Source organism: Alteripontixanthobacter maritimus (genome assembly GCF_003340475.1).
Lineage (GTDB): Bacteria > Pseudomonadota > Alphaproteobacteria > Sphingomonadales > Sphingomonadaceae > Alteripontixanthobacter > Alteripontixanthobacter maritimus.
The window spans coordinates 1189724-1214537 of the sequence record NZ_QBKA01000002.1; the positions used below are offsets into that span (position 1 = coordinate 1189724).

The following is a 24814-nucleotide window of genomic DNA, read 5'->3' on the forward strand; positions in this document are numbered from 1 at the left end:
AGTCTCTGTCATGAAATATGCGCGCCCATTTAGGGCTGATGGTCCCGCTCCGCTAGTCGCAGTTCGCCTGAAATGCAAAAGGCCTGCCCACCTGTTGCGGTCGGGTCGCATGAGAGATACAGCGCGCAGCAATCTTGAACCTGCAAAAGCACCGCCCGCCCTGCCGTGAGCGCGTGTTCCTTGCCTGCCGGACTTTATCCACACCATGATCCAAACATTCCGCAGATTTTTCACTTCCAAGATCGGGATCGTGGTCTCGCTGGCCTTTCTCGCTCTGATCGCCCTGGCATTTGCCAGTATGGATGTGTCCAGCAATGCAAGCTTTGGCGGGTTGTCGAGCGGGGACACCGTTGCAGTCGTCGGCGATAACGAGATCAAGGCGCGCGACCTTACGCAGGCGGCGAATTCCGGGCTGGACCAGCAACGGCAGCAGGATCCCACCGCATCGATGGCCAGCTTCGTCGAGCGCGGGGCCTTCGATGACGTTCTCATGGGTTTGATCGACCGCAATGCGCTGCGCTCGTTCGGGGAACGTTATGGCCTTCGGTCCGGGAAAAACCTTATCAACAGCGAGATCCTGCAAATTCCGGCGTTCCGGGGTGCGGATGGCGAATTCGACGAAAACGCCTACCAGCAGATACTTTCGCAACAAGGCGTTACCGACGCGATGCTGCGTGACGATCTGGCGCAAGGACTGTTCGCGCGGCAATTGCTCCAGCCTGCCGGTCTGGGCGCCTCCCTGCCTGAAACATTGATCCGGCGCATCGCCGCCTTTTCGTCGGAGCGACGGGTCGGCGGATTCGCTGTCATCCCGAGCGCAGCCTTTGCCCCGGAAGGCAAGCCTGACGCGGCGACCTTACGCGCATTCTACGAAGACAATCGCGCTGATTTCATCCGGCCCGAGCGTCGCACTTTGCGCTATGCCACCTTCAATGCAGACGCGCTGGGGGATGCAATCAATCCGACCGATGCCGAAATTGCTGCACGGTACCGGGAAAACGCCAGCGAATATGCAGCGAGCGAAAATCGGTCCGTCACCCAGCTGATCGTTCCGACGGAAGCTGCCGCCAAATCCATCGCGCAACGTGTGCGGGGCGGTACCTCGCTGGCAGCGGCAGCCCGGGAAGCGGGCCTTGGAACAACATCCATCGGGCCGGCAGACCGCAAGACCTTTGCCTCGCAAACTTCTGCCGCCGTTACGCAGGCTATCTTCGATACAGGCGAAGGCCGCGTGGCGCCGCCCGCGCGAAGCGGCCTTGGCTGGCACGTAGCGCTGGTGACGGATGTCGAATCGGTTGCAGGACGCACTCTGGCGCAAGCTCGCAGCGAGATTGCCGGTGAACTGCGCGAAGAAAAGCGCCGCCGCCTGCTTAATGAAACTGCCGGCGATCTGGAACAGCGGCTTAGCGATGGCGAGGCGCTGTCCGACGTGGCGAAGGATCTGGGCATCAAGGTTCAAATTACCCGCCCGCTGATCGCCACCGGGCAGATCTACGGCTCGGCAGGTGAGTTCGGACCGGACGTCATTGCTCCGGCTTTACAAAGTGCCTTCGAAATGGACGAAAGCGAACCGCAACTGGCCGAAGTCGAGCGCGGTGAAACCTTCCTCCTTTACGAAGTCACTCGCATCGAACAGTCGGCCGCTGCCCCGATCAAGGATATCGAGGAAGAGTTGACGCTGGCATGGCGCATCTCGGAAGGTTCGAAAAAGGCGCGGGCCGCTGCCGACCGTATTATGAAACGTGTTGCGGGCGGCCAGTCGCTCGCCGCGGCCGTCAATGCGGAGAAAGCAACGCTTCCAGCCCCGCGCCCCGTCAATATGACCCGTCAGCAGCTGGCCGCCGCGCAGCCGCAAGGCGTGGAGCCGCAAATGGCGCTGCTGTTCTCGATGGCGGAAGGCACTACCAAAAAATTGGCGGCGCCGCGCAACATAGGCTGGTTCGTGGTCAATCTTGACGAGATCGAAACCGGCACGGTGGCCGACGATTCGCCGCTTCTCGAGCAGGCACGCCAGCAGATCGGAACCCTTGCAGCACAGGAATATTCCGAGCAGCTTATCAATGCCATCCGTTCCGCCGAAGGGGTGGAACGGAACGAAGAGGCTATTGCCGAAGTGCGCGCCTCGTTGCTCGGCAACAATTGACGCGATCGGACCGGGCCGCTGACTAATAAGCTTGCCGATCCACAACACCCGTTTCCCGGATTGCGCGGCGCAGATGACGCGGTGCAGCAGTTGGGGGACGGGAAGCCTGCGCTTGTCTGGCGGACCATCGTGGCGGACTGCGACACGCCGGTAGGTGCCGCCACGAAGTTGATGCAGCCCGAACGCGGAGACTTCCTGCTGGAATCCGTCGAAGGCGGCGAAATTCGCGGTCGCTACAGCCTGCTCGGGCTCGATCCGGACCTGCTGTTCCGAAGTGTGGATGGTAGACCCGCGATCAACCGGCAGTGGCAGCATGACCGTGACGCGTTCGAAGGGCTGGACGGTAGCGCGCTGGCGCAGCTTCGCGGCCTCGTCATTGCTTGCAAGATCGACGTACCAGACGGTCTGCCGCCGGCGCTTGCCTGCCTGGTAGGTTACTTCGCCTATGAAACCATCGGTGAGGTGGAGACCGTAACACGCGCTAAAGGCGAAGGGTTGGACCTGCCCGACATGGTATTCGTCCGCCCGACTGTGTTGCTGGTGTTCGATTCTCTGAGCGATGAACTGCACTGTATTGCGCCGATTTGGGCGAGCCCGGTTTCGCCGGAACACACAGTGGCAAAGGCTCACGACCGGATCGACGAAACGCTGCGGCAGCTTGCTCTGGGCCAACCCACCTCACCCGGCCCCCTTGCGAGCGAAGGCGAAACGGATTTGACGCCGCAGCCCATGATGAAACCGGGCGAATATGCGTCCATGGTTGCGCAGGCGAAGGACTATATCGTGGCAGGGGACGTTTTTCAGGTGGTGCTTTCGCAGCGCTATTCCGCACCGTTCACCTTGCCACCGCTGGCGCTCTACCGCGCGCTGCGGCGGGTCAATCCATCGCCGTTCCTCTATTTTCTCGACTTGCCCGGATTTGCCGTAGTCGGTTCGAGCCCCGAAATCCTTGTCCGCGTGCGGAACGACGAGGTCACCATCCGTCCGATTGCAGGTACGCGGCCGCGAGGAGCCACGCCGGAGGAGGACCGCGCGGCGGAGGAAAGCCTGCTCGCCGATGCCAAGGAACGCGCCGAGCATTTAATGCTGCTCGACCTCGGTCGCAACGATGTTGGCCGGGTTGCCAGGCGCGGCACGGTCGAAGTTACGGACAGCTACACCGTGGAACGCTATAGCCATGTCATGCACATCGTCAGCAACGTGGTAGGACAACTGGACGACCGGTACGATGCCGTCGACGCCTTGTTTGCAGGCTTTCCGGCAGGCACTGTCAGCGGCGCGCCAAAGCTGCGCGCATGCGAGATCATTGCCGAACTCGAACATGACCGCCGCGGGCCATATGCAGGCGGTGTGGGGTATTTCTCGCCGGATGGCTCTGTGGACAGCTGCATCGTATTGCGAACGGGTGTAGTGAAGGACGGACGGCTCCACGTGCAGGCAGGTGCCGGCATTGTTGCAGATAGCGACCCTGTTTACGAAGAACGCGAATGCGAAGCCAAGGCCGGGGCCTTATTTGCCGCCGCGCGCGAAGCCGTGCGGGTCGCAAGCGAAGTGGATTACGGTCAATGATGCGGCTGCTCATCGTTCCTCTGGCACTGACGCTGGTGTCCTGCGGAGACACGCCGGAAGGAAAGCCCGTCATGCGCACCGAAATCGGTAGCGGAGTGGCCGAGGATATCGCCGCGACGGGTGCAGAACCGGGGCAAGTCCTATCCGACGATCCCGCGTTGACACCGGGCCGTCCATCCGCCTGCCGCACGCTGATGTTCGAGGGCGCGCGCTTTACTCATTGCATTGCCGACCCTGCCAGCCACCGGATTACCACCGCACTGGGACCTGAAGGCGGCGCTCCATACCGCAGCCTGGCCCGCCTCGCCGCGGAGCGTGAGGCAAACGCCCCGCCGGTCGCCTTCGCCGTAAACGCCGGCATGTATGACGATGAGGGCAAACCCATCGGTTATTTCGTCGAGAACGGTAACCGCCGCAAGGAACTGAGTCGCACCGAAGGAGCGGGCAATTTCCATCTGATGCCCAATGGCGTTTTCTTCGGCACGAGCGGGAAATGGCAGGTGCGCACGAGCGACGACTTCTACCGCAATGTGGGCGACCGACCCCGATTCGGCACACAGAGCGGCCCGATGCTGGTAATCAAGGGCAAGCTGCATCCGGAAATTTCGCAGGACGGGCCGAGCAAGGCCATCCGCAACGGCGTTGGTGTGGCCAAGGACGGCAAGGCGCATTTCCTCATCTCGAACGAACCGGTCAGTTTCGGCAAGCTTGCCCGACTGTACCGCGACGAATTGAAGGTGCCCGACGCGCTGTTCCTCGACGGGAATGTAAGCTCACTTTGGGACCCTGTCTCGGGACGGCTCGACACCGGGCCCGCGATTGGCCCATTACTCGTTGTCGAACTGAAGGAGTAGCGGGCAGCCATGACCTCACCCGACATCCTCGTCATCGACAATTACGACAGCTTCACCTTCAACCTGGTGCACTACCTGATGGAATTGGGTGCGACGGTACAAGTGGAGCGCAACGATGCGCTGACTGTGCAGCAGGCGACAGACCTCGCGCCGCGCGGTATCCTGCTGTCCCCAGGACCGCGCACCCCGGACGATGCCGGTATTTCGCTGCCGCTGGTCGCTGCCTGTGCCGACAAACGCCTGCCGCTTCTCGGAGTATGTCTCGGCCATCAAGCGATCGGCCAGCATTTTGGCGGGCGCGTGGTGCGTGGCGGGCTGATGCACGGCAAGACAAGTCCGGTGACGCATGACGGTAGCGGGGTTTTTACAGACCTGCCCTCCCCGTTCCTCGCCACCCGCTATCACTCGCTGGTCGTGGACGGCATCCCCGATGTGCTGGAAACAAACGCCACCAGCGAAACACCGGGGCTGGACGGGACCAGCGTGATGGGGTTCCGCCACCGCGAGCTTCCGATCCACGGCGTGCAATTCCATCCCGAAAGCATCGCCACAGAACACGGCCACGCCTTGCTTGCCAATTTCCTCCAGATCTGCGGTATCGAAACGAAAGTGCCGGCATGACCGAACTCCCCACAGCCGATACGCAACTGACGGAAGCCGAGGCGGAAGTGGTCTTCGGCCAAATCCTCGACGGAGAAGTCGGCGATGAAGAAATCGGCAGGTTCCTTGTCGATTTAAGCCAGCGCAGCGAAACGGCAGAGGAAATCGCCGGGGCTGCGCGCGCGCTGCGGGCCCGGCTGGTTCCGATAGATGCGCCCGATGGCGCAATCGATGTGTGCGGTACGGGCGGCGACGGGCATCACACGCTGAATGTCTCCACCGCCGTATCGCTTGTTGTCGCAGCTTGCGGCGTGCCGGTCGCCAAACATGGCAACCGCGCGGCATCGTCGAAATCGGGCGCAGCGGATACGCTGGAAGCGCTCGGTCTGGATATGGAAGCGGCCGGACGCACTGCGGAAAAGACGCTGGCGGAAATCGGCATCTGTTTCCTGTTTGCCAAGAACCACCACCCGGCCATGGGCCGCATCCAGCCCATTCGCCAGCGACTTGGCTGCCGGACGATTTTCAACCTGATGGGCCCACTGTCGAACCCCGCGCGGGTGGACCGGCAACTGATCGGCATCGCGCGGCCGGCTTACGTGCCGATCTATGCACGCGCCAAGGCGCAGCTCGGCACCAGTTTCACCATGATCGTTTCGGGAGACGAGGGTCTGGACGAGTTGAGCCTGGCCGGCGGGAACGAGGTGGCCGAAGTACGCGGCAGCAGTTTCGCCATGCGCCGCTACGATGCCTCATTGGTGGACGTGCCAAACGCCCCTGTCGAAGCGATCCGCGGCGATGATGCAATTTACAACGCCCGTGCATTGAAGGCTTTGCTGCATGGCGCACCGGGGGCCTACCGCGATGCGGTGGTGTTCAACGCCGCAGCTTCGCTGATCGTCTCCGGCACCTCGACCGAATGGGACGATGCAGCCGACCGTGCGCGTGCAGCGCTGGATATAGGCGCGGCAGAACGGTTGCTGGGACAATGGATTGAGATGGCGCAATGAACAAGCTGCAGGAAATCTGCGCAACCAAACGCGCCGAAGTCACTGCGCGAAAGGCAGTGCTGTCGCTGGCGGATCTGGACGCCCGCGCTCAGCAACATAGCGCCCCGCGCGGCTTCAGGGCTGCATTGGAGTCCAAGGCGAAGGACGGGTTCGCTTTGATCGCGGAGATAAAGAAAGCCTCCCCTTCGAAGGGATTGATACGCACCGACTTCGATCCGGCGTCCCACGCGGTTGCGTATGAGAAAGGCGGTGCCGCCTGTCTTTCGGTACTGACCGACGCCCCCTATTTTCAGGGTCATGAAGATTACCTGATTGCCGCGCGCAATGTCTGCGCACTCCCGGTCCTGCGCAAGGATTTCATGGTCGATCCATGGCAGGTCGCAGAAGCCCGCGCGATCGGCGGTGATGCGATCCTGATCATCGTGGCCGCACTGGAAGATGGCGCGATGGCAGAAATCGAAGCGGCGGCGTTGGAGCATGGCATGGACGTTCTGGTCGAAGTGCATGACGAGGCCGAACTGGAACGCGCCCTGACGTTGCAATCCCGGCTGATCGGCGTCAACAACCGCGATCTGCGTACATTCACGACCGATCTGGCGACCACCGAACGGCTCGCTCCCCTTGCGCCAACCGGCACGCTAATGGTGGCCGAGAGCGGCATTGCCAGTCACGATGATTGCACCCGGCTCGCCCGATCCGGCATACATACGTTCCTCGTGGGCGAAAGCCTGATGCGTCAGGACGATGTCGCCGCGGCGACGCGGGAACTTCTGGTCGGATGAGCAAGCTGACCCATCTTGATAGCGACGGTAATGCCCGCATGGTCGATGTCGGAGCGAAAGCCGCGACGGCCAGGCGGGCGGTCGCGCAGGGCAGGATCACCATGTCGGCGGAGGCTCTGGAAAGTATCCGCGATGGCAATGCTCCAAAGGGTGACGTGCTGGCCGCCGCTCGCATCGCAGGTATTATGGCGGCGAAGCGTACGGGCGACCTTATCCCGCTGTGCCATCCGCTTGCGCTGGACGCGGTAACCGTAGACTTTGCGTTCGAGGACGGGGGACTGACCGTCACTGTGGCAGCATCCCTGACAGGCAAGACCGGCATCGAGATGGAGGCGTTAACGGGTGTAAGCGTGGCGTGCCTCACCATCTACGACATGGCCAAGGCGCTCGATAAATCAATGGTCATAGAAGGCATCCGGCTGCTGTCGAAATCGGGCGGCAAGTCGGGCGACTGGCACGCTCCGGCATGAGCGCGCTGATATCGCTCGTCGATGCCCAGGAGCGGTTGCTAACGCTGGTGAATGCGGCCGATACTATCGCGCCGCAGCCTGTCGAAAGCCTGCTGGGCGGATATCTGGCAGAGCCGCTCCTCGCAGCCCGCACGCAACCTGCAGCGGACGTGTCAGCGATGGATGGCTATGCGGTCGCCGGTAAGGGTGCTTGGAAATTGGTCGGGGAAAGCCGGTGCGGCCTACCGTTCGGCAGTCATCTGGCCGACGGTGATGCTGTTCGCATATCGACCGGTGCCCATTGTCCGGCCGGAACGCAGGCAATCCTGATACAGGAGAACGCCCAGGTCGAAGGCGAGATCTTGAGCCAGGCCGATGGTGCGCTGGTTCCCGGCGAACACATTCGGAGAGAAGGCTTCGACTTTGCCGATGGCGACCCATTGCTGCCTGGCGGAACCCGGATCGGCCCGGCACAGATCGCACTTGCCCGCGCGGCAGGTCACGGCCGGCTTCCTGCAAGGCGTAAACCGCGGATCGTTATTCTGGAATGCGGGGACGAGTTGACCTCCGATCCTGCGTCGTGCGGGCATGGGCAAATACCCGCCAGCAACGGCGCGATGCTCGCCGCGATGGCAAGCGCGGAACTGTGCGACATAGTGGCCACCCCACCCTTGCGCGACACGCCTGACGCTCTGGTCGACGCATTGGATGCCCATGCCACCGCCGATCTTCTGGTTTTCTCCGGCGGCGCCTCGGTCGGCGATCACGATCATGTTCGCCCATCGCTCCAACGGGCCGGCGCGGACATTGCGTTCTGGAAAGTAGCGATGCGGCCCGGCAAGCCGGTGATGGTCGCACAGTTGGGCAAGCAATTAATCCTCGGCCTGCCGGGCAATCCCGTGTCGAGCTTCGTCACGGCCTTCCATTTCATGCTGCCTGCAATCCGGCGGCTTTGCGGTGCGAGCGAATGCCTTGTGCGCCCCGTACCGATCCTATTGGGACGGGACATGGCTGCGGTCGGTGGACGGCAGGAGTTTGTGCGCGCGCAAATAGCAGACGGGGTCGTCACACCGCTGGACCAGCGCGACAGCAGCGCGCTACTTACGCTCGCCACCGCAAACGCGCTGATCGATCGGCCTGCTCACAGCGCAGAGATGAAAGCAGGAACACACGTTCCGACCTATCCGATCCAGAATGGCGGAAATGCTTGACTTGATGAAATTCGTTTCCTAATTGTTCCGTATTCGTTCACCATAAGGTGGCGAAGGAACGGGCGATTAAGGAGCATTTCGCCATGCTGACCGCAAAGCAGCACGAACTTATTCAGTTCATCCAGCGACGCCTGGAAGAAACCGGCATTTCCCCCTCTTTCGAAGAGATGAAGGACGCGCTGGACCTGAAAAGCAAGTCCGGCGTCCACCGCCTGATTTCCGCGTTGGAAGAACGCGGCTTCATTCGCCGCCTTCCGAACAGGGCGCGTGCGTTGGAAGTGATAAAGCAACCCGAAGATGCGACGCCAGTGTCCGCTGCGAACAGCGCGGATAACAGCAATGTGATTTCTCTCGCAGCGGCGAAGGCTGCGCGGGCACCCGAGCCTGCTAACGACGTGATCGACGTACCCTTGCATGGGCGTATTGCGGCAGGCGCACCGATCGAGGCGATCGAGGGGCAGAACAGCCTGCCTGTTCCTGCCGCATTGCTCGGCCCCGGTGAACATTATGCGTTGGAAGTCTCCGGCGATTCCATGATCGAAGCAGGTATTTTCGACGGTGATTTCGCTCTCGTGAAGCGCACCGATACCGCGCGAGACGGGGAGATTGTGGTGGCACTCGTCAATAACGAGGAAGCGACGCTTAAGTATCTGCGGCGCGAAGATGGGCAGGTCGTGCTCGATCCAGCCAATCAGGCCTACGACGCACAGATTTACCGTCCGGGCGAAGTAGAGGTTCAGGGCAAGCTGGCAGGACTGCTACGGCGCTACCACTAGTAGCGCGAAAGCTACCAACAGAGAATTTGAAGTTGGCAAGGGGCGGCAGATTGCTGCCCCTTCGCTTTATTAGCTTCTCGCGCGGGGGTCTCGGTGCTCTAAGAATGTGCAGCGCGGTGAATTTGCAGCCAGTGTTTGCGTAACCCGCCCGGCTTGCCAGTCATCGGTCGTCCGGTTTCCACCACCCGTGGCTTCCCTGCGTATCGGCAACGGCATCGAAGCGCGCTCCGTCCAGATCAACGGCCAACCCTCCAGTTTGCTCCAACAATCTGCGATCCGCCTTAAGCCAGCGCGGCGCACAGCTTTGCGGCAGATATCGGTCCGCAACCACGATATCGCTGCGTTCGCACGCTGCGGCAAGCGCGCGCTCCTCGACCAGATCCCGACTTCGGGCGAGCAGGATTTGCCAGGTCTGCCCGCCCCGCTCCAACGCCACCACGCAAAAGTCCGGGCTACAGCTCGCTCCCGGCCAATCTGCGATGGCCACAGGCTGCCCGGCCACACCCGCCAGTTCGGTAAAGTTGTCGAGGACATAGCTGCTGCGACTATCCCGGAGCAGGATAAGCTGGTTGCCCTCCCCCGCTATACCGACATGCCGACCATCGCCGGAAATCAACATATCAGGCGCGGGAGTTGCCGCCGCCATGACAGCGGCGGTTGCGATCGGCAGGAGACCATATAGCCGCGCATTACCGCGCCACAACGCAAGCCAGAGCGCCCCGCCCACATACAGCATCACTGTTCCCAGCCCAATCTGGGGTGCCAGCTTCACAGCGCCCGGCAGCGACGCCGTATAATGTGCTATACCGAGCAGCGCCTCCAGCGATTTGCCTGCCACCCACCATGCCGGTGCACCCAGCCCCACCACATCGAGGAACAGCGCCACTGCGATGAGCGGCATCGACGCGAACGTCACCAGCGGGATCGCGATTACATTCGCGAACGCCCCGAATAGCCCCGCACGATGGAAGTGGAACATGACGATCGGCATAAGCGCAATCTCGATGACGAAGCCGGTCACAAGCAACATCACAGTCCCCCGCCCCATCCGCGCGAACCAGCTTTCGTCCCTTGTTAGCAGGAACGCCCGCACAGGTGCGCTGTTGTGCAGGGCGACGATGGCGATCACAGCGCTGAAACTCATCTGGAAGCTGGGTCCGACGAGCGATTCCGGCCAAAGGAGCAGCACGAATAGCGCGGCCAACGCGACCATTCGCAAACTCAATGGCTCCCGCCCCAGCGCCAGCGCCGTCAAGACAAGCAGCGCTGCTACACAGCTGCGCACGGTTGGCACCTCCGCCCCGGTCAGGAGTGTGTAAGCGACACCCGCCAGTGCAGCCAACCCGGCAGCCACCACCGGCAACCGCACCCTCAATGTCAACCATGGCCATAAAGCCAACAGCCGTATCGCGAGCAGATACGCCGCCGCGATCACGGCGCTGACATGCAGCCCGCTGATCGATAGCAAATGTGTGAGGCCGGCATCGCGCATCGCGTCGGCATCGCGCTCGGTCACGCCGCCCCGGTCGCCGCTGGCAAAAGCGGCCGCGATTGTACCGGGCGATCCGCCGAGCTGCTCGCGCACATGCCCCGATATCTGCCGCTGCCAGCGCGCAATCTGGCCCCCGCCCTGCCCTGCCGAGACCACTTCCAGATCGCCCACCAAAGTGGCGGTCGCAGCCAATCCCTTGAACCAGGCCGCGCGTGCAAAATCGTAGCTGCCTGGAAGCATTGGCGGCGCAGGGGGCATCAGGCGTGCACGCAATCGCAGCACAGCACCTTCCGCCGCCAGCGGCTTGTCGCGCGCGAGCGGTACGTTGATCCGCACCTTGCGCGCAGTGCCGGTGGCCGCATCCCGCATGGCCAACGTCAGGCGGACGCGGTCCTGCGAAGGTTGTTCCTCACGCTCCAGAACCCGGCCTTCGAAGCGCATCACTCGCGGGTAATCGAGCGGCTCCGCGCCGATCATCTCGCTTCGGCTCCAGACGGTCGCAGTGCCCAGCAACGTCATTATCGACAGCGCAATGACCGCGATCCGTATATTCGCCCGCGTGCCGCCGGGTTCAAGCAGAGCCGAAGCCGCGATTGCAGCCAGTGCCAGCGCCGCCATGGCCCCGATCCACTGCCACGGCGCATCGAGCCAGAACCACAGTCCGATCCCGCCGGCGAACGCCACTGCCAGCCATGGTCCGCGGTCATGGCTTGCCGTCCCCAGAAAGCCTTCGAAACGGTCCGCCAGCCAGCCTGCGGTACTGGACACGGCCCGGCCCATGCGCCAAGGACGCTGCACTGCAACATTTTCGCCATCGCCCGCATTACCCAGCGGGATTTCGGGCGCCGACTGGCTGCTCATGGTGCACATTGATAGGAAGCTTACCGGTATGGCAACAGGCAGCGGACAGGTGGTCACCCGCTTCGCCCCTTCCCCCACGGGATTCCTGCATATCGGCGGCGCGCGGACCGCGCTGTTCAACTGGCTTTTCGCGCGTCATCACGGCGGCAAGGCCCTGTTGCGGATCGAGGACACCGATCAGAAGCGTTCCACGCAAGAGGCGATAGATGCAATTGTGGAAGGGCTGGACTGGCTCGGCCTGGACTGGGACGAACCGTCTGTATTCCAGTCGCAGAATGCCGCACGCCACGCCGAAGTGGCGCAGCTGCTGCTCGATCATGGCCATGCCTATAAATGCTATGCCAGTACCGAAGAACTTGAGGAAATGCGGGCGGCACAGCGCGCAGCCAAACAGCCCATGCGCTATGATGGGCGCTGGCGCGACCGCGATCCGACAGATGCCGCCGAGGGGACTCCCTTTGTCGTTCGATTGAAAACTCCGTCCACTGGCGAGACCACGATTGCCGATGAAGTGCAGGGCGAGGTCACCGTCGCAAACGAGGAAATTGACGACTACGTGCTGCTGCGCGCCGACGGCACACCGACTTATATGCTCGCCGCCGTGGTGGACGACCACGATATGGGTTGCACCCATATCATCCGCGGCGACGATCATCTGAACAACGCCTTCCGGCAATTACCGATTTACCATGCCATGGATAGGATCGAGGGTGGCTGGCCTCAGCCTGTCTACGCTCACATTCCGCTGATCCACGGCAGCGACGGTGCTAAGCTATCGAAACGGCACGGCGCCCTTGGCGTCGAGGCCTATCGCGACGAGATGGGTATTTTGCCCGAGGCGCTCTTCAACTACCTTCTCCGGCTCGGCTGGGGCCATGGCGACCGCGAAGAGATCACCCGCGTCGAAGCCACGTCGCTATTCACTCTCGATGGCGTTGGTAAGAGCCCGTCGCGCTTCGATCTGAAGAAGCTGCAGAACCTGAACGCTCATTATATCCGCGAAGCAGATCCGACCAGGTTGGCAGGCATCGTCGCGCCGCTGATCGATGGCGATGTTGACGAGCAATTGCTGGCCCGGGCGATGCCGGTGCTGACAGTTCGCGCGAAGGACACAGGCGAACTCGCCGAAGGTGCGGCGTTTCTGTTTGCCAAGCGTCCGCTTGCCGTTACGGAAAAGGCGGCCAAGCTGCTTGACGATACCGGACGCGAGCGACTGGCGCAGGTTTCGGAGCGGTTGAAGGGCGAAAAGGACTGGACAGCAGATGCACTTGAGGCCAGTCTGAAAGCCTATGCCGAGCAGCTCGAACTGGGTCTTGGCAAGCTGGCGCAGCCCATGCGTGCGGCACTCACCGGAACGACGACCTCGCCCGGTATTTTCGATGTTCTCGTCCTGCTCGGCAGGGAGGAAGCGCTGGCACGGATCGACGATCAGGTCGATCGGTCGGCCGCCCCCCGGACCGACGCAGACACATAAATTCAGGAGCTTTCGCATGGTGGATAACAACGCGACCCTTAATCTGGGCGAGCAAAGCCTCGACCTACCCGTTCTGGAGGGCAGCTGCGGCCCGGATGTCGTCGATATCCGCAAGCTTTACGCACAGACCGGAAACTTCACATACGATCCGGGATTCACCTCGACCGCCAGTTGCGAGAGCGCGCTGACCTTCATCGATGGCGAAGAAGGCGTGCTGCTGCATCGCGGCTACCCCATCGGCCAGTTGGCTGAAAGTTCCAGCTTCATGGAAACCAGCTATCTGCTGTTGAACGGCGAGCTGCCCGATCAAGACACGCTCAATGACTTTACGCATACAATCACGCGGCACACGATGTTGCATGACCAGTTGCGCCAGTTCTACCAGGGCTTCCGCCGCGATGCGCACCCGATGGCAATCATGTGCGGCGTGGTCGGTGCGCTGTCCGCGTTCTATCACGACAGCACCGACATTTCCGATCCCGAACACCGCAAGATTTCCAGCCACCGGCTGATCGCCAAGATGCCGACGATCGCGGCATGGGCCTATAAGTACTCCATCGGGCAGCCATTCCTGCAGCCCGATAATTCGCTCAGCTACACCGGCAATTTCCTGCGCATGACCTTCGGCGTTCCGGCTGAGGAATACGAAGTTCTTCCGGCAGTAGAGCGCGCGATGGACCGTATTTTCATCCTCCACGCCGATCACGAGCAGAACGCCAGCACTTCCACCGTGCGGCTCGCCGGATCGTCCGGTGCCAATCCGTTTGCCTGCGTTGCGGCTGGTATTGCCTGCCTTTGGGGGCCGGCTCATGGCGGCGCGAACGAAGCGGCGCTCAATATGCTGCAGGAAATCGGCACGCCCGATCGCATCCCTGAATATATCGAGCGTGCGAAGGACAAGAACGACCCGTTCCGCCTGATGGGTTTCGGACACCGCGTGTACAAGAACTACGACCCCCGCGCGACGGTAATGCAGAAGACGGTTCGCGAGGTCTTCGAAGCCCTGAACGTCACCGACCCGGTATTCGAAACCGCGTTGCGGCTGGAAGAGCTGGCATTGAGCGACGATTACTTTGCCGAGAAGAAACTGTTCCCGAATGTAGACTTCTACTCAGGCATCATTCTGTCTGCGATCGGTTTCCCGACCACGATGTTCACCGCGCTCTTCGCTCTTGCCCGCACGGTCGGTTGGGTAGCCCAATGGAACGAAATGATTTCCGATCCCGGCCAGAAGATCGGTCGTCCGCGTCAGCTTTATACTGGCCCGACGCAGCGCGACTATATCTCGCTCGACAAGCGTTAATTCTAAACGACTATTTCAGGAAGGGCGCCGATCTCGGCGCCCTTTTTGCGTCAGGATGCGGCGGGCAACAGCAGCGTGAACGTCGCACCCTTGTCCGGTTCGCTCGAGACAACCAAATCCCCACCCATCGCTCTTGCAAGGCTTCGTGAGATATACAGACCAAGGCCGGATCCGCCATCCCCGCCCCGTCCGAGACGCTCGAACTTGTCGAAGACGACTGCCTGTTGCTCCTTGGTAAGGCCCTTCCCTTCGTCCGCAATTGCAATACCAACGCGATCACCTTCGCTTTTCAGGGAAAGCGTGACGGCCGATCCCTCCGGAGAATATTGCATCGCATTGCCTACCAGATTGAGAAGTATCTGGAGAACGCGCCGATCTTCTGCCGTTGCGAAAACACTTGTTGCTGCTTCCGGTTTGACGAGCGTGATCTTGCGTTCTGCAGCCTTCACCGCGAGGATACCCGCTGCGCGCTGTGCCGCATCGCCAAGGTTCACACGGTCTGCCGCCGTCGAAAAATCGCCGGATTCCAAAACTTCCAGATCCGACAGGTCGTCGATAAGCGACAGCAGATGCTGGCCGGCAGTAGCGATGTCGGCTGCGTAATTGCTGTACTCGTCTGCCAAGGGGCCTGCCAGTTTAGTTCGGATGGTCTCGGCATTGGCGATGATGCGCGCGATCGGTTGGCGCAGCACAGGCGACAGTTCGCTTCCCAGTCGGGGTGCGTGAGAATTGTGGACCGCAGGAGCTTCGTCCTGCGTAAATTTAGCTGGGCCTTCCTCAATCGGAGTGTCGGCAACCAGCAGCAATTCGAAGCCGGAACCACCAGGCTCGGGCACGCCGAGTGGAACCAGATGCGCTGTCCAGCGCCTATCCGAACCGGGAAGCGAACATATACTGCCGTCCATCAGTCGCCAATGGAGCGGCATTTGATGCGCGGCATCTTCCAACGTTACGAAATCGGTCCAGGGTCGGCCGATATTGGCTAGCATGCGGTCGGCGCATTGGTTGGTGTCGACAGCATGGGGTTCCGCCGAGAGCAAGTGTTGCCGCTTGTCGAGCCGCGCGGTCAAATCGGCCGAATGCCGATCGATGGCGACCTTGCGTTCGGCTACATCGTTCTGGTTCGGCCGCGCGATCGGGGATGTTTGCCAAGTGGCCACGCCGATCTCGAACCCGCCAGTAGCTGGGCCATCGGGTTTTTCATCGTCTGATGACATTGGAATGATTTCGACCCAACTGCGGATGACATCTTCGCCGTCCATCGCTTCCATGGGTCGGGCGATACGAAAACCGTAGGTCCGTGCCTTGTGTACCAGCTCCGACAGTTCGGGAATGGCTATCCGGCCGGGTATCGTGCCGCCGCAGCGTTTTTGCAGGGTTGCAAGCGGTTCGTCGGCAGACAGCAGTTGGCCGTCCGCATCGGTACGCCCATAGGCCAGCATCTTCCCGGAACTGGCACCAATAGCGCTCATGGCGCAGAATGCCCGCCGCCCGCCTGCGCAATCATCGTCGCAGCGCGGTCGACCCGCAGATGTTCGAACCCTTCGGGCAACGCGAAATCGGGGTGCACACACATGAACTGTTTTTCGATTTCGGAAGGCCGCAAACCAGCGGCGCGCAGTCCAAGTGCGAGGCGAGCCAGTTGACGCTCGCCAGTGCTGGCCACGACCACCTCGCGGGTTTGACCGCTCAAGTCGGCAAGCGCGGTCAGGAACAGGGCTGCACCGGAGTGCTGCACATTTAACGCCGCCCGCGCACCGGGGCCCATATTCGCAGTGACGCGGGATAGCAGCCCAAGACGGCTCGTGCGCTCGTCCATCGAATCCCTGATGCGCGCCTCGGCCTTCTGCGTGTCGCCCACAATGTCGCTGAAATTCGCCAGCGTCCTATGCAGCAAGTCGCCCGGCAATTCGGACAGCGGCAGCTCCATCCTGCGTTGCGCCTGTGTAAATCGGGCCTGAGCAGCGAGCAGGGCCATAGCGGTTTCCGCAACACTTTCGTCATCGGCAGCAATCAGGCTTTGCAGCAAAGGGCACAGGACCAGATCGATGGCGCTCCGGGCCTCGAGCCGAAATGACAACTGCCATTCCAGTGCCAGCGCGTGGACGTGGTGCAGCAACGCCGGATCGCGGGCGAGTTGCGCCCCGAACGGTGCGGCATGGTCGATTGCAAACTGCCTTGCTTCCTCTACCTCCAGCGTTTCGGCATGGACGCGCAACATTTGCGCGGCAACGTGTTCGATCATGGTCCGCACCCGCACCACAATCTCGTCACTGAACATCGAATTGTCGGTGCTGGCCAGCAGATGTCCCAACACCGGTGCGATCGTCCCGCGCGCAAGATCCCCCTGGTCGAGTTCCTCCTGAAGGATGGCCTCGACCGGAGCTTCATCTTTTCGCGATTCCGCAGGCTCGATCATGCGCACGCCCTATCGCAGTTTAGTTAATCCGTGGTTAGTGAAAACAGCCCAGCGTGACAGCGCGATTGTCACCGTGGCGAGGCCGGCCATCAGCGCTGCTGCAGTAACCCAGCTTCCAAGGATTCCGCCACTTGTCAGCGCCAGCGGCAGCACTCCCTTGTCGGCGAATATCGAGCCGAACCGACCCGGTTCCGCCGCCGCCGTGCGGACCAGTGCAAATGTCGCAACCGCGACGAACACTGCAAACAGCATCGGCACGGCTGCAGAGAGGGCGAGTGCCAGCAGCACCGTCCCAGTCAGATCCAGCACTATAGTGATCACAATGCGGGTCCTAGGAGGCATGGCCCTACCGCGGATCGCGCTAATGAGATTGGCTGCGCCCAGCACGAGTACGCCGGCAGACAACAGAGTCATGCCGACAAGTGGCAACAGTTGAAACGCGCACAGAACTGCCAGCGCGGCCAGCGCCCAGCCAAGTCCAGCCAGCACCAATGGAGCCCTGTCCGCCCGCTCCGCAATGCGCTGTAATGGATTGCGCAGCATTTCGGCCACGAAGCGCGAGGCTGGGCCGGGCACAGCTGCGATGGCTGCCTTGACGTGCAGTGTACCGTGCCGCGCCGCAACCACGCTGTCGGTGATGATCGGGGCCGTGCGCTGGTCCAGCGTCCGGACCGGGATGTTGCCGTTGCGGACAATCCGGATCAGCGCAGGAACAGGTGCGAAGCCGTCGCCAAGCATGTCTAGTTGCGAAAACAACGTCCCTGGCACCACCATTAAGCCTGCCCATTGCAGCGTTCCATCGATGCGGTTTGCAGCAGGATCGGCTGGCTCGCTGCTCGCATCGCCTGCCGAAAGCACATCCATCCGCGAGGCATCCCAGATGCCGCTATCGATAACGCCGCCGCTGGGGAGGAATCCATCATCCAGCACAACGACAATATCGTCCGCCTGCACCAATCCGGGCAGTTGCGAGGCGTTCGGGACAAGCACCACATTGACCCGGCGGCGTTCCGCCTGATGCTGAAGGTTCAATGCCAGTTCGTCGGGCCTGTCCACCTGCAACAAAATGCGCTCGCACCCCGCATCGATCAGCGCAGCAACCTGCTGTTCGACCACGGTACGGCCAGCCACGCGCAGTCGGCCGCGAGCCGGACCGTGCGGACCTTCCGCAATTGTCAGCAACGCCGCCCGAGCCATGGCTTGTCCGCCCTTCCCACTGCCAAACCGATTTGCGGTTCGACCGAAGGCTTAGGCGCGCAGGACAGCACTGCCAAGCAGCAGCGCAATTGCCAGTTGGTCAATCGGCAGGAGAGCTAGTGAATTCCACAAGTATGGCATTCAGCTTGCGCAGGATACCGGGTTCACCCGGTGCGCTGCTCACGGCTGCGTCAGCCAAGTCCATTAACGGCAAGACATGGAAACTGGCCGCCAACCCCTTGATCCGCTGCGCCGCGACAACCCAGTTGCCATCGCATCTTGCCCGTGAAAGCAGGTCGATATGCCCGGCGAGACTTTCTGCAAAGGCGGCACGCAACTCTGCATGAAGCGCCGGATCATCCCCCGCCGCTGCCGCCAAAGTTGAATCGAATGCGCCATCTTCCTGTACCATGCGAAGGGCGGTACGTCGCAGGCAGTTACGGAAGGGTTTAATCGCCGCCGAATTATGGTAAATCTTTTGTATGACTCAAGGACATCATATTCGATCGATCGGATCGGGCGCTTCCGATGACAATGTCACAAATGTGAACGAACCCGTTGTAACTTATGAGGAATCCAGTTTCGAAGAAGTGCCGGTCGCAGACAGTGAGGCGATCTATTTCGAACAGGACGACGAGTGGAACGAAGCCGACCCAGGCGAGACCCATACCCCATCTGCATGGCGCGACTGGGCGGTTCCCGTGCTGGCCGGTCTTGTTATCATAGTCTGGAGCGCGTTTTTCGCTTGGACCTATAGGGACGCAATATCCGCTGGCGCAGCGCCCGCACAATGGGTCGAGTGGGTCGGGGCGTGGAGTGTACCGGTATTGCTGGTGGTCGCGCTCTGGCTACTTGTGATGCGCAATAGCCGGCGGGAATCCGCACGGTTCGCGGATGCCGCCAGCGCTTTGTCTCGCGAATCGCGGGAGCTGGAGGAACGCCTTCTGGTCATCAATCGCGAGCTCAGCTTGGCACGCGAATTTCTCGGCACGCAGTCGCTGGCGATCGAGTCGGTAGGACGCGTTGCGACAGAGCGTCTGTCCGAACATGCCGACCACCTCGCTGCATTGGTGCATGACAATGATGCGCAGATAGACCGCATTGCAAATGTCAGTCTTACCGCCCGGGAAAACATGGAGAAATTGCGCGGCGACTTGCCCGTTATCGCAAATTCGGCCCGCGATGTCGCCAGCTCCATTGGCCAGGCTGGCGATGTGTCGGCCGAACGGCTCGACGTGCTTGTCGACGGATTTCGACGTCTCAACAGTTTTGGCGAAGCAAGCGAGCGGCAAGTGACATCGTTCCGTGGCGCGGTCGATGAAGCTTTGAGCGAGTTCGAAACGCAGGCCGGGAAATTGGGCGACATTGCCGACAGCCGCTTTGCCGAGCTTCGACATCAAGGCGAGGAATACCGGCTTCACTTGGATGGCCAGGAGATAGAGGCGCTGGCAGCGATTCGTCATCGCGCCGAAACCATGCGAGCGGAAATCGCAGCGACCCGAGACGAGATTGGGGCCGAAGAAAACGCCAGCATCGAAGCGGTGCAGGAACGTGTTGCCGCCCTCCGCAGCGATACCGCCGGTATGCTGACGAACATCGACGAACACGGTGCGGCCATGCGTTTGCATTGGGAACAACAGATCGACGCCCTTTCCGACCGGCTTAAAAACGCAATCGCGGAAGTGGGCGACATCGACCGCGCGGCGATGGACCGAGCCCGCAGCCGTATTACCGAATTGAAAGACGAGGCCGCAGAAGTGGACGCTCGCCTGGAAGAAAGGACCCAGGCGTTCCTCACCGGTTCAATTCGACGGCGGGAAGAAAGCGAAGCGGCGGATGAGGCAGCCCTTGCTACGCTTACCGCCCGGTTGGCCGACTTCGACAGCGACTTGGCCACGCGCGAAGAACAGCAGATCGCGCGCGTTCAGACTTTATCAGACGCGGCGGACTCTCTCGGCATGAAGATCGCCGCGATCGGCGAAACTATTACACGACTGGGCGCCGATAGCGCCGCAACTGGCGAGCGTGTTGTAGGCGATGCCCAAGGTATCGAAGCGTGTCTGGCAGAAAGCAGGGCCAACATCGAATTGATCGGGACGGATTTGTCCGAATTGACCGATGGCAGTGTGCGCCTGCTCGAACTGATCCAGGCCAGCAGCCAGCATGGGCGCGAAAAACTTCCGGAAGCGCTGACCGAGGCGGAGGCCCGCCTTTCCGAAGCCGAGGACCGTACGAACCGTCTGCACGATACGCTCGTCAACGCCGTTCAGCACGGAAGCGATTTGTCCAATTACGTACTCGCGACCCGCGAAGCAGGACAGGCTGCGATTGGCGATATCGACGCCTTGCAAGCGCGCGTTACGGAACAAACCGATGCCGCCGCAGGCCGCGTTGCAGAACTGCGAGGTGCCGTAGCTGCGCTCGCCGACGAAACGCGCACCGTATCCGATCATGCAAGAATCGAACTGCAGGATACATTCGGCGAATTACAGGAAGCAATGCACGCAGCGTCCACAGCGATGGCGGAGGGTACAACCGTAGATATCAGGGCGCTCGCCGGGCAAATAGGCGAGCAAGCCGGCGAGGCGCTGCAAAACGCTGTCGCTCAGAATAGCACAGGTGCCATCGCCGATCTGGAGGCCGCGGCACTTGCCGCCGCCAGCAGCAGCCGCGAAGCGACCGCGCAATTGCGCGACCAGCTTGCCAAGGTGAACGAATTGACCGGCAATTTGGAAAGCCGGGTCGCCCGCGCGCGCGAGCAGGCGGAAGAGCAGGTGAACAATGACTTCTCCCGCCGTGTTGCGCTCATTACCGAGAGCCTTAATTCCCATTCCATAGACATCGAGAAAACGCTCGCCATTGAAGTGGACGATACGTCCTGGGCGTCCTACCTTCGCGGCGATCGTGGTATCTTCACACGCCGTGCAGTGCGACTGCTTGAGAACAGCGAAGCGCGCGATATTGCCGAAGTGTATGATGAAGACGCGGATTTCCGCGAAAATGTGAGCCGGTACATCCACGACTTCGAGGCGATGTTGCGCACGTTACTATCGACGCGCGACGGTCATGCTATCGGCGTGACACTGCTAAGCTCCGACATTGGCAAATTGTACGTGGCGCTCGCCCAGGCTATCGAGCGTCTACGGGAGGCATAACCCATATAGTCGGTCCTGATCCCCTGCGGGCTCAAGTTGGGTCCGGGTGCCGGTAATCGGCTGGATCAGGCGGGTTGCCGAAGATATTGATGTCATCCGGTGTGATCCAGCCATACGCATAATTGGCGACGTAAATTCCGGTCAAAACTGCGGCCAGGACGGTTGCCCGGACCATCACCCGCCCGGGCCGAAAATTGCCGGGCGCGCTATCGGCCTGCCCGGCAGTTTTCTCGATCCCCATCTCGTCATGTGTCTTGATGCCGAACGGTAATAGCAGGAACGCGCTCATCACCCAGAAGAGCACGTAGATCGCCAGAATCGATGTCCACTGCATCATGATCAGCTACCCGGCAACATGACCTTGATCTGCGGGCTTTTCCCGCTCCAGCGACGCGATGCACGCCGAGCCGCCAGACGGGCGGCCTCGGTAACCTTGCGGGCATCCTTACGATCTTTCGGACCGAGCTTGTCGAGAGCACGCATGATGTCCTTGCCAGCTTCTGCTGCAAAGTCTTCAAAGTCCTCGTCCAGTGGTAACCCAAGCGCGTCGATCTGAACCGTCTTGTTTTCACGTAGCACTACTATGACCATCCCCTCACGCGCAATGCGGCGCCGCATCGTAATCGCATCGCCCTCGGCCGGCACAATGATGTCACCGTCCAAGACGAGCCGACCCGCCTCGATTTGGGCAATACGTTCAGGTTTGCCCGGTGCCAGACGCAGGATATCGCCGTTCTTTTGCACTGGTGCGTGGGGAATGCCCGCTTCCAGCGCCACACGTGATTGCTCCATCATGTGCCGCATTTCGCCATGCACCGGCAGCAGGATCTCGGGCTGCATCCAGTCGTAGAGTTCCAGCAGTTCCGGACGACCCGGATGGCCGGAGACATGGATCTCGCTCTGCCGGTCGGTCACCATCACGATGCCGCTCTCAGCGAGCTTGTTCTGAATGCGCCCGATCGCAACCTCGTTGCCAGGGATCTGGCGGCTTGAAAACAGCACCACATCGCCCTTGCTCAGTGATATCTTGTGGTTGCCTTCCGCCACACGGCTCAATGCCGCGCGCGGTTCGCCCTGCCCGCCGGTTGCCATAATCAACACCTCGCCGCGCGGCAGCCGCATGGCGGTGTCCCAGTCCACCCGGTCCGGAAGGTCCGTCAGGTACCCATTATCCTGCGACACTTCGATAATTCGGTCGAGCGAGCGCCCGGCCACACATAATTGTCGCCCTGTTTCCCGCGCAACGTTGCCGAGCGTCTGCAAACGCGCCACATTGGAAGCGAACGTGGTGACCATGATGCGGCGCCCTTCCCACTTCTGCGCCTCCGCCAGCAGGCCGCGGTAGACGGCCCCTTCGGACCCCGAGGGTTCCGGATTGAACACGTTAGTGGAATCGCAGACAAGCGCCAGCACGCCAGCGTCGCCAATTTCCCGCAATTCGTCCTGAGTGGTCGGCTCCCCGATGATGGGATCTTCGTCGAGCTTCCAGTCACCGGTATGAAACACACGCCCATGCGGCGTGTCGATCAGCAGCGCATTACCTTCCGCGATGGAATGCGCGAGCGGTACATATTGCACCCCCCAATCGCCAACCTCGAAGCGTTCAAGGTCGTCGACCACGATCAACTCGACCTCACCCGTCAGGTTTGCTTCCTGCAGCTTGCGCCGCACCAGTTCAGCTGTGAACGGGGTGGCATAAAGCGGGACGCCAAGCTCTGCGGCGAAATAGGGCACGGCGCCGATATGGTCCTCATGACCGTGGGTCAGCACGATACCGTCGAGCATGTCCGCGCGATCCTCGATAAAGTCGAGATCGGCAAACACCAGATCGACGCCGGGATATTCATTGCCGGAGAAGGTCATGCCCAGATCGACCATCAGCCAGCGGCCGTTGCAGCCGTAAAGATTGACGTTCATGCCAATCTCGCCCGATCCGCCGAGCGCAAGGAACAGCAGCTCGTCTTCGGGCGCGTAATTCTTTTTCATTGTGAACTTTCTAGGTGCCAGCCCGATCCGCCAGGATGGCGAGACCGCGGATGGTCAGATCCGGATCGACGACGTCGAATATCCGGGTGTTGTCATCGAACAATATGGCGAGCCCGCCCGTCGCTACAACCTTTACCGGGCGCCCGATTTCGTTCTTCATACGATCGATCAGGCCTTCCATCATGGCAACGTAGCCCCAGAATACCCCGATGAGCATCTGATCCTCGGTGTTGCGACCGATCACGCTTGCGCTGTCGGGCGCACGAATGGCGATGCGCGGTAGCTTCGCGGTCTTTCCAACCAGCGCGTCCAGGCTGAGATTGATGCCGGGCGCGATGATGCCACCCTTGTACGCACCGTTGAAGTCGACCGCCTCGAACTTGGTTGCGGTCCCGAAATCGACCACGATCATGTCACCGCCCACTAGCTCTGTCGCGGCAAGCACGTTCAACGCGCGGTCCGCACCCAGCGAACTGGGCTGGTCGACATCGATGGAAAAGCCCCACTCCGCCTTGCCATGCCCGGCGATCAGCGGCGTGATGCCGAAGTACTGCTCCGCCAAAACGGTCAGATTATGGTCGGCTCGCGGGACCACCGAGGCAAAGATTATCTGGGTGATGTCGCTGCGATCGAACCCTTCGATACTGAGCAATTGCAACAACCAGACCGCATATTGATCGCCCGTCCGCCGCCCATCGGTCGCGATCCGCCAGCGCGCCTTCAGTTGCGCGGCTGCCCCTCCGCCCGCACTCGTATCGAACAGCGCGAAAACCAGATTGGTGTTACCGACATCGATGGCGAGCAGCATGGTAGCGAAGTCCCTAAACGAGATTGACGTCGCCGGCGTGGATGGCACGGACCGAGCCGTCCTCCAACCCCAGCATGAGCGAGCCATCGGAGGCGAGGCCAGCGAATGTACCGCGTATGGCGCCCTCGCCCGGCTCCGATACGGTCAGCCGCGTGCCGAGCGGATGTGCCGCCGCCTGCCAGCGGCGGGTCAGGAGCTCCAACCCGTGAGAGCGCCAGCGGGTCAGTTCGGTTGCGAATTGTTCGGCGAGGCTTTCGGCAAAGTGATCGCGGCCGGGCGCCGGCCCGAATTGCGATAATGCCGCTGTCCTGCGATCCGTCAGCGCGGGCGCATGAACCAGATTGACACCGATCCCGACGACTACTGCGTTCGCCGTGCCCTCCAGCAGGATGCCTGCGAGTTTGGCCTCGCCAACCATAAGATCATTCGGCCATTTTAGCGCCAGGCCGGGATGGGGTGGAAGGACAGGCCGTACGGCTTCGTACACTGCCAATCCCGCCACCAGCGCGAGGCTTGGTGCAGGAGGATCACCAGCACCGCGCCGGACGATGGTGGACCCCATGAAATTGCCAAGCCCATCGTGCCATTCGCGCGACTGGCGGCCTCGCCCTGCGCTCTGCCGATCCGCAACCAGCCAATCGCCTTCATGCACCGCCTCGTTGGCAGCGATGCGGGTCAGCAGGTCGGCATTGGTCGATCCCGTCTCGGCGATGTAGTCGAGCAAA

21 protein-coding genes are annotated in these 24814 nt (G+C 61.4%); 12 read left to right on the forward strand and 9 right to left on the reverse strand.

Annotated features, from left to right (window positions below):
- Nucleotides 1–205 precede the first annotated feature (205 nt).
- From HME9302_RS05985 to lexA, 9 genes are all read left to right on the forward strand, one after another.
- On the forward strand, nt 206–2143 hold the full coding sequence (locus HME9302_RS05985; RefSeq protein WP_115366261.1) for a SurA N-terminal domain-containing protein: 1938 nt from the start codon (nt 206–208) through the stop codon (nt 2141–2143).
- 171 nt (nt 2144–2314) lie between these two features.
- On the forward strand, nt 2315–3712 hold the full coding sequence (locus HME9302_RS05990) for an anthranilate synthase component I family protein (RefSeq protein ID WP_407641335.1): 1398 nt from the start codon (nt 2315–2317) through the stop codon (nt 3710–3712).
- Entirely contained in the window at nt 3709–4566 is an 858-nt protein-coding gene (locus tag HME9302_RS05995) for a phosphodiester glycosidase family protein (RefSeq protein ID WP_230079890.1), read from the forward strand. The genes HME9302_RS05990 and HME9302_RS05995 overlap by 4 nt, the downstream gene beginning before the upstream one ends.
- Nucleotides 4567–4575: 9 nt before the next feature.
- Entirely contained in the window at nt 4576–5187 is a 612-nt protein-coding gene (locus HME9302_RS06000) for an anthranilate synthase component II (RefSeq protein WP_115366263.1), read from the forward strand.
- Complete coding sequence (gene trpD / locus HME9302_RS06005) at nt 5184–6176, forward strand: anthranilate phosphoribosyltransferase (protein WP_115366264.1); 993 nt, start codon at nt 5184–5186, stop codon at nt 6174–6176. The genes HME9302_RS06000 and trpD overlap by 4 nt, the downstream gene beginning before the upstream one ends.
- Nucleotides 6173–6958 (forward strand): indole-3-glycerol phosphate synthase TrpC, encoded by a 786-nt coding sequence (gene trpC / locus HME9302_RS06010; protein ID WP_115366265.1) that lies wholly within the window; start codon nt 6173–6175, stop codon nt 6956–6958. The genes trpD and trpC overlap by 4 nt, the downstream gene beginning before the upstream one ends.
- Nucleotides 6955–7428, forward strand: coding sequence for a cyclic pyranopterin monophosphate synthase MoaC (moaC, locus tag HME9302_RS06015; protein WP_115366266.1), 474 nt, complete (start codon nt 6955–6957; stop codon nt 7426–7428). The genes trpC and moaC overlap by 4 nt, the downstream gene beginning before the upstream one ends.
- Nucleotides 7425–8618: a molybdopterin molybdotransferase MoeA gene (locus HME9302_RS06020; protein WP_115366267.1), complete on the forward strand. Its 1194-nt coding sequence runs from the start codon at nt 7425–7427 to the stop codon at nt 8616–8618. Before moaC ends, HME9302_RS06020 begins: the two co-directional genes overlap by 4 nt.
- A gap of 83 nt (nt 8619–8701) precedes the next feature.
- On the forward strand, nt 8702–9394 hold the full coding sequence (gene lexA / locus HME9302_RS06025; RefSeq protein WP_115367520.1) for a transcriptional repressor LexA: 693 nt from the start codon (nt 8702–8704) through the stop codon (nt 9392–9394).
- A gap of 160 nt (nt 9395–9554) precedes the next feature.
- Here lexA and HME9302_RS06030 read toward each other — a convergent pair whose 3' ends face one another.
- Complete coding sequence (locus tag HME9302_RS06030; RefSeq protein WP_115366268.1) at nt 9555–11747, reverse strand: ComEC/Rec2 family competence protein; 2193 nt, start codon at nt 11745–11747, stop codon at nt 9555–9557.
- Between the two features lie 28 nt (nt 11748–11775).
- Here HME9302_RS06030 and gltX point away from each other — a divergent pair, with 28 nt between their 5' ends.
- Nucleotides 11776–13221 carry a glutamate--tRNA ligase gene (gene gltX, locus HME9302_RS06035; RefSeq protein ID WP_115367521.1) on the forward strand — a complete coding sequence of 482 codons (1446 nt, stop codon included), beginning with the start codon at nt 11776–11778 and terminating at the stop codon, nt 13219–13221.
- A 16-nt stretch (nt 13222–13237) separates the two neighbouring features.
- Nucleotides 13238–14524, forward strand: a complete 1287-nt coding sequence (locus tag HME9302_RS06040; RefSeq protein WP_115366269.1) for a citrate synthase — start codon at nt 13238–13240, stop codon at nt 14522–14524.
- Between the two features lie 50 nt (nt 14525–14574).
- On the opposite strand, the gene HME9302_RS06045 is transcribed toward HME9302_RS06040, so the two are convergent.
- The 4 genes from HME9302_RS06045 to HME9302_RS06060 form a co-directional block, all read right to left on the reverse strand.
- Nucleotides 14575–15996, reverse strand: coding sequence for a sensor histidine kinase (locus tag HME9302_RS06045; RefSeq protein WP_115366270.1), 1422 nt, complete (start codon nt 15994–15996; stop codon nt 14575–14577).
- A complete protein-coding gene (locus HME9302_RS06050; protein ID WP_115366271.1) occupies nt 15993–16943 on the reverse strand; it encodes a hypothetical protein in 951 nt (316 codons plus the stop codon). Before HME9302_RS06050 ends, HME9302_RS06045 begins: the two co-directional genes overlap by 4 nt.
- 9 nt (nt 16944–16952) lie before the next feature.
- Nucleotides 16953–18140 carry a hypothetical protein gene (locus HME9302_RS06055; RefSeq protein WP_115366272.1) on the reverse strand — a complete coding sequence of 396 codons (1188 nt, stop codon included), beginning with the start codon at nt 18138–18140 and terminating at the stop codon, nt 16953–16955.
- A 100-nt stretch (nt 18141–18240) separates the two neighbouring features.
- A complete protein-coding gene (locus HME9302_RS06060) occupies nt 18241–18552 on the reverse strand; it encodes an Hpt domain-containing protein (protein ID WP_115366273.1) in 312 nt (103 codons plus the stop codon).
- A gap of 133 nt (nt 18553–18685) precedes the next feature.
- Here HME9302_RS06060 and HME9302_RS06065 point away from each other — a divergent pair, with 133 nt between their 5' ends.
- Complete coding sequence (locus HME9302_RS06065; protein ID WP_147270777.1) at nt 18686–21295, forward strand: coiled-coil domain-containing protein; 2610 nt, start codon at nt 18686–18688, stop codon at nt 21293–21295.
- Between the two features lie 31 nt (nt 21296–21326).
- Here the strand turns inward: HME9302_RS06065 and HME9302_RS06070 are convergent, their stop codons facing one another.
- The 4 genes from HME9302_RS06070 to HME9302_RS06085 are packed head-to-tail and all read right to left on the reverse strand — an operon-like array spanning nt 21327 to nt 24813.
- Nucleotides 21327–21629, reverse strand: coding sequence for a DUF1467 family protein (locus HME9302_RS06070; RefSeq protein ID WP_115367522.1), 303 nt, complete (start codon nt 21627–21629; stop codon nt 21327–21329).
- A 5-nt stretch (nt 21630–21634) separates the two neighbouring features.
- On the reverse strand, nt 21635–23281 hold the full coding sequence (locus tag HME9302_RS06075; RefSeq protein WP_115366275.1) for a ribonuclease J: 1647 nt from the start codon (nt 23279–23281) through the stop codon (nt 21635–21637).
- A 10-nt stretch (nt 23282–23291) separates the two neighbouring features.
- A complete protein-coding gene (locus HME9302_RS06080; protein ID WP_115366276.1) occupies nt 23292–24089 on the reverse strand; it encodes a type III pantothenate kinase in 798 nt (265 codons plus the stop codon).
- Nucleotides 24090–24102: 13 nt separating this feature from the next.
- A complete protein-coding gene (locus HME9302_RS06085) occupies nt 24103–24813 on the reverse strand; it encodes a biotin--[acetyl-CoA-carboxylase] ligase (RefSeq protein ID WP_115366277.1) in 711 nt (236 codons plus the stop codon).
- Between the last annotated feature and the right edge of the window lies 1 nt (nt 24814).

What these genes read in the sequence shown, in the direction of transcription:
- trpD (WP_115366264.1), top strand. Translation starts at nt 5,184, where the DNA reads ATGACCGAACTCCCCACAGCCGATACGCAACTGACGGAAGCCGAGGCG.
- HME9302_RS06000 (WP_115366263.1), top strand. Translation starts at nt 4,576, where the DNA reads ATGACCTCACCCGACATCCTCGTCATCGACAATTACGACAGCTTCACC.
- lexA (WP_115367520.1), top strand. Translation starts at nt 8,702, where the DNA reads ATGCTGACCGCAAAGCAGCACGAACTTATTCAGTTCATCCAGCGACGC.
- HME9302_RS05995 (WP_230079890.1), top strand. Translation starts at nt 3,709, where the DNA reads ATGATGCGGCTGCTCATCGTTCCTCTGGCACTGACGCTGGTGTCCTGC.
- trpC (WP_115366265.1), top strand. Translation starts at nt 6,173, where the DNA reads ATGAACAAGCTGCAGGAAATCTGCGCAACCAAACGCGCCGAAGTCACT.
- moaC (WP_115366266.1), top strand. Translation starts at nt 6,955, where the DNA reads ATGAGCAAGCTGACCCATCTTGATAGCGACGGTAATGCCCGCATGGTC.
- HME9302_RS05990 (WP_407641335.1), top strand. Translation starts at nt 2,315, where the DNA reads ATGCAGCCCGAACGCGGAGACTTCCTGCTGGAATCCGTCGAAGGCGGC.
- HME9302_RS06070 (WP_115367522.1), bottom strand. Translation starts at nt 21,629, where the DNA reads ATGCAGTGGACATCGATTCTGGCGATCTACGTGCTCTTCTGGGTGATG.
- HME9302_RS06060 (WP_115366273.1), bottom strand. Translation starts at nt 18,552, where the DNA reads ATGGTACAGGAAGATGGCGCATTCGATTCAACTTTGGCGGCAGCGGCG.
- gltX (WP_115367521.1), top strand. Translation starts at nt 11,776, where the DNA reads ATGGCAACAGGCAGCGGACAGGTGGTCACCCGCTTCGCCCCTTCCCCC.
- HME9302_RS06045 (WP_115366270.1), bottom strand. Translation starts at nt 15,996, where the DNA reads ATGAGCGCTATTGGTGCCAGTTCCGGGAAGATGCTGGCCTATGGGCGT.
- HME9302_RS06040 (WP_115366269.1), top strand. Translation starts at nt 13,238, where the DNA reads ATGGTGGATAACAACGCGACCCTTAATCTGGGCGAGCAAAGCCTCGAC.
- HME9302_RS06030 (WP_115366268.1), bottom strand. Translation starts at nt 11,747, where the DNA reads ATGAGCAGCCAGTCGGCGCCCGAAATCCCGCTGGGTAATGCGGGCGAT.
- HME9302_RS06055 (WP_115366272.1), bottom strand. Translation starts at nt 18,140, where the DNA reads ATGGCTCGGGCGGCGTTGCTGACAATTGCGGAAGGTCCGCACGGTCCG.
- HME9302_RS06075 (WP_115366275.1), bottom strand. Translation starts at nt 23,281, where the DNA reads ATGAAAAAGAATTACGCGCCCGAAGACGAGCTGCTGTTCCTTGCGCTC.
- HME9302_RS06050 (WP_115366271.1), bottom strand. Translation starts at nt 16,943, where the DNA reads ATGATCGAGCCTGCGGAATCGCGAAAAGATGAAGCTCCGGTCGAGGCC.
- HME9302_RS05985 (WP_115366261.1), top strand. Translation starts at nt 206, where the DNA reads ATGATCCAAACATTCCGCAGATTTTTCACTTCCAAGATCGGGATCGTG.
- HME9302_RS06080 (WP_115366276.1), bottom strand. Translation starts at nt 24,089, where the DNA reads ATGCTGCTCGCCATCGATGTCGGTAACACCAATCTGGTTTTCGCGCTG.
- HME9302_RS06020 (WP_115366267.1), top strand. Translation starts at nt 7,425, where the DNA reads ATGAGCGCGCTGATATCGCTCGTCGATGCCCAGGAGCGGTTGCTAACG.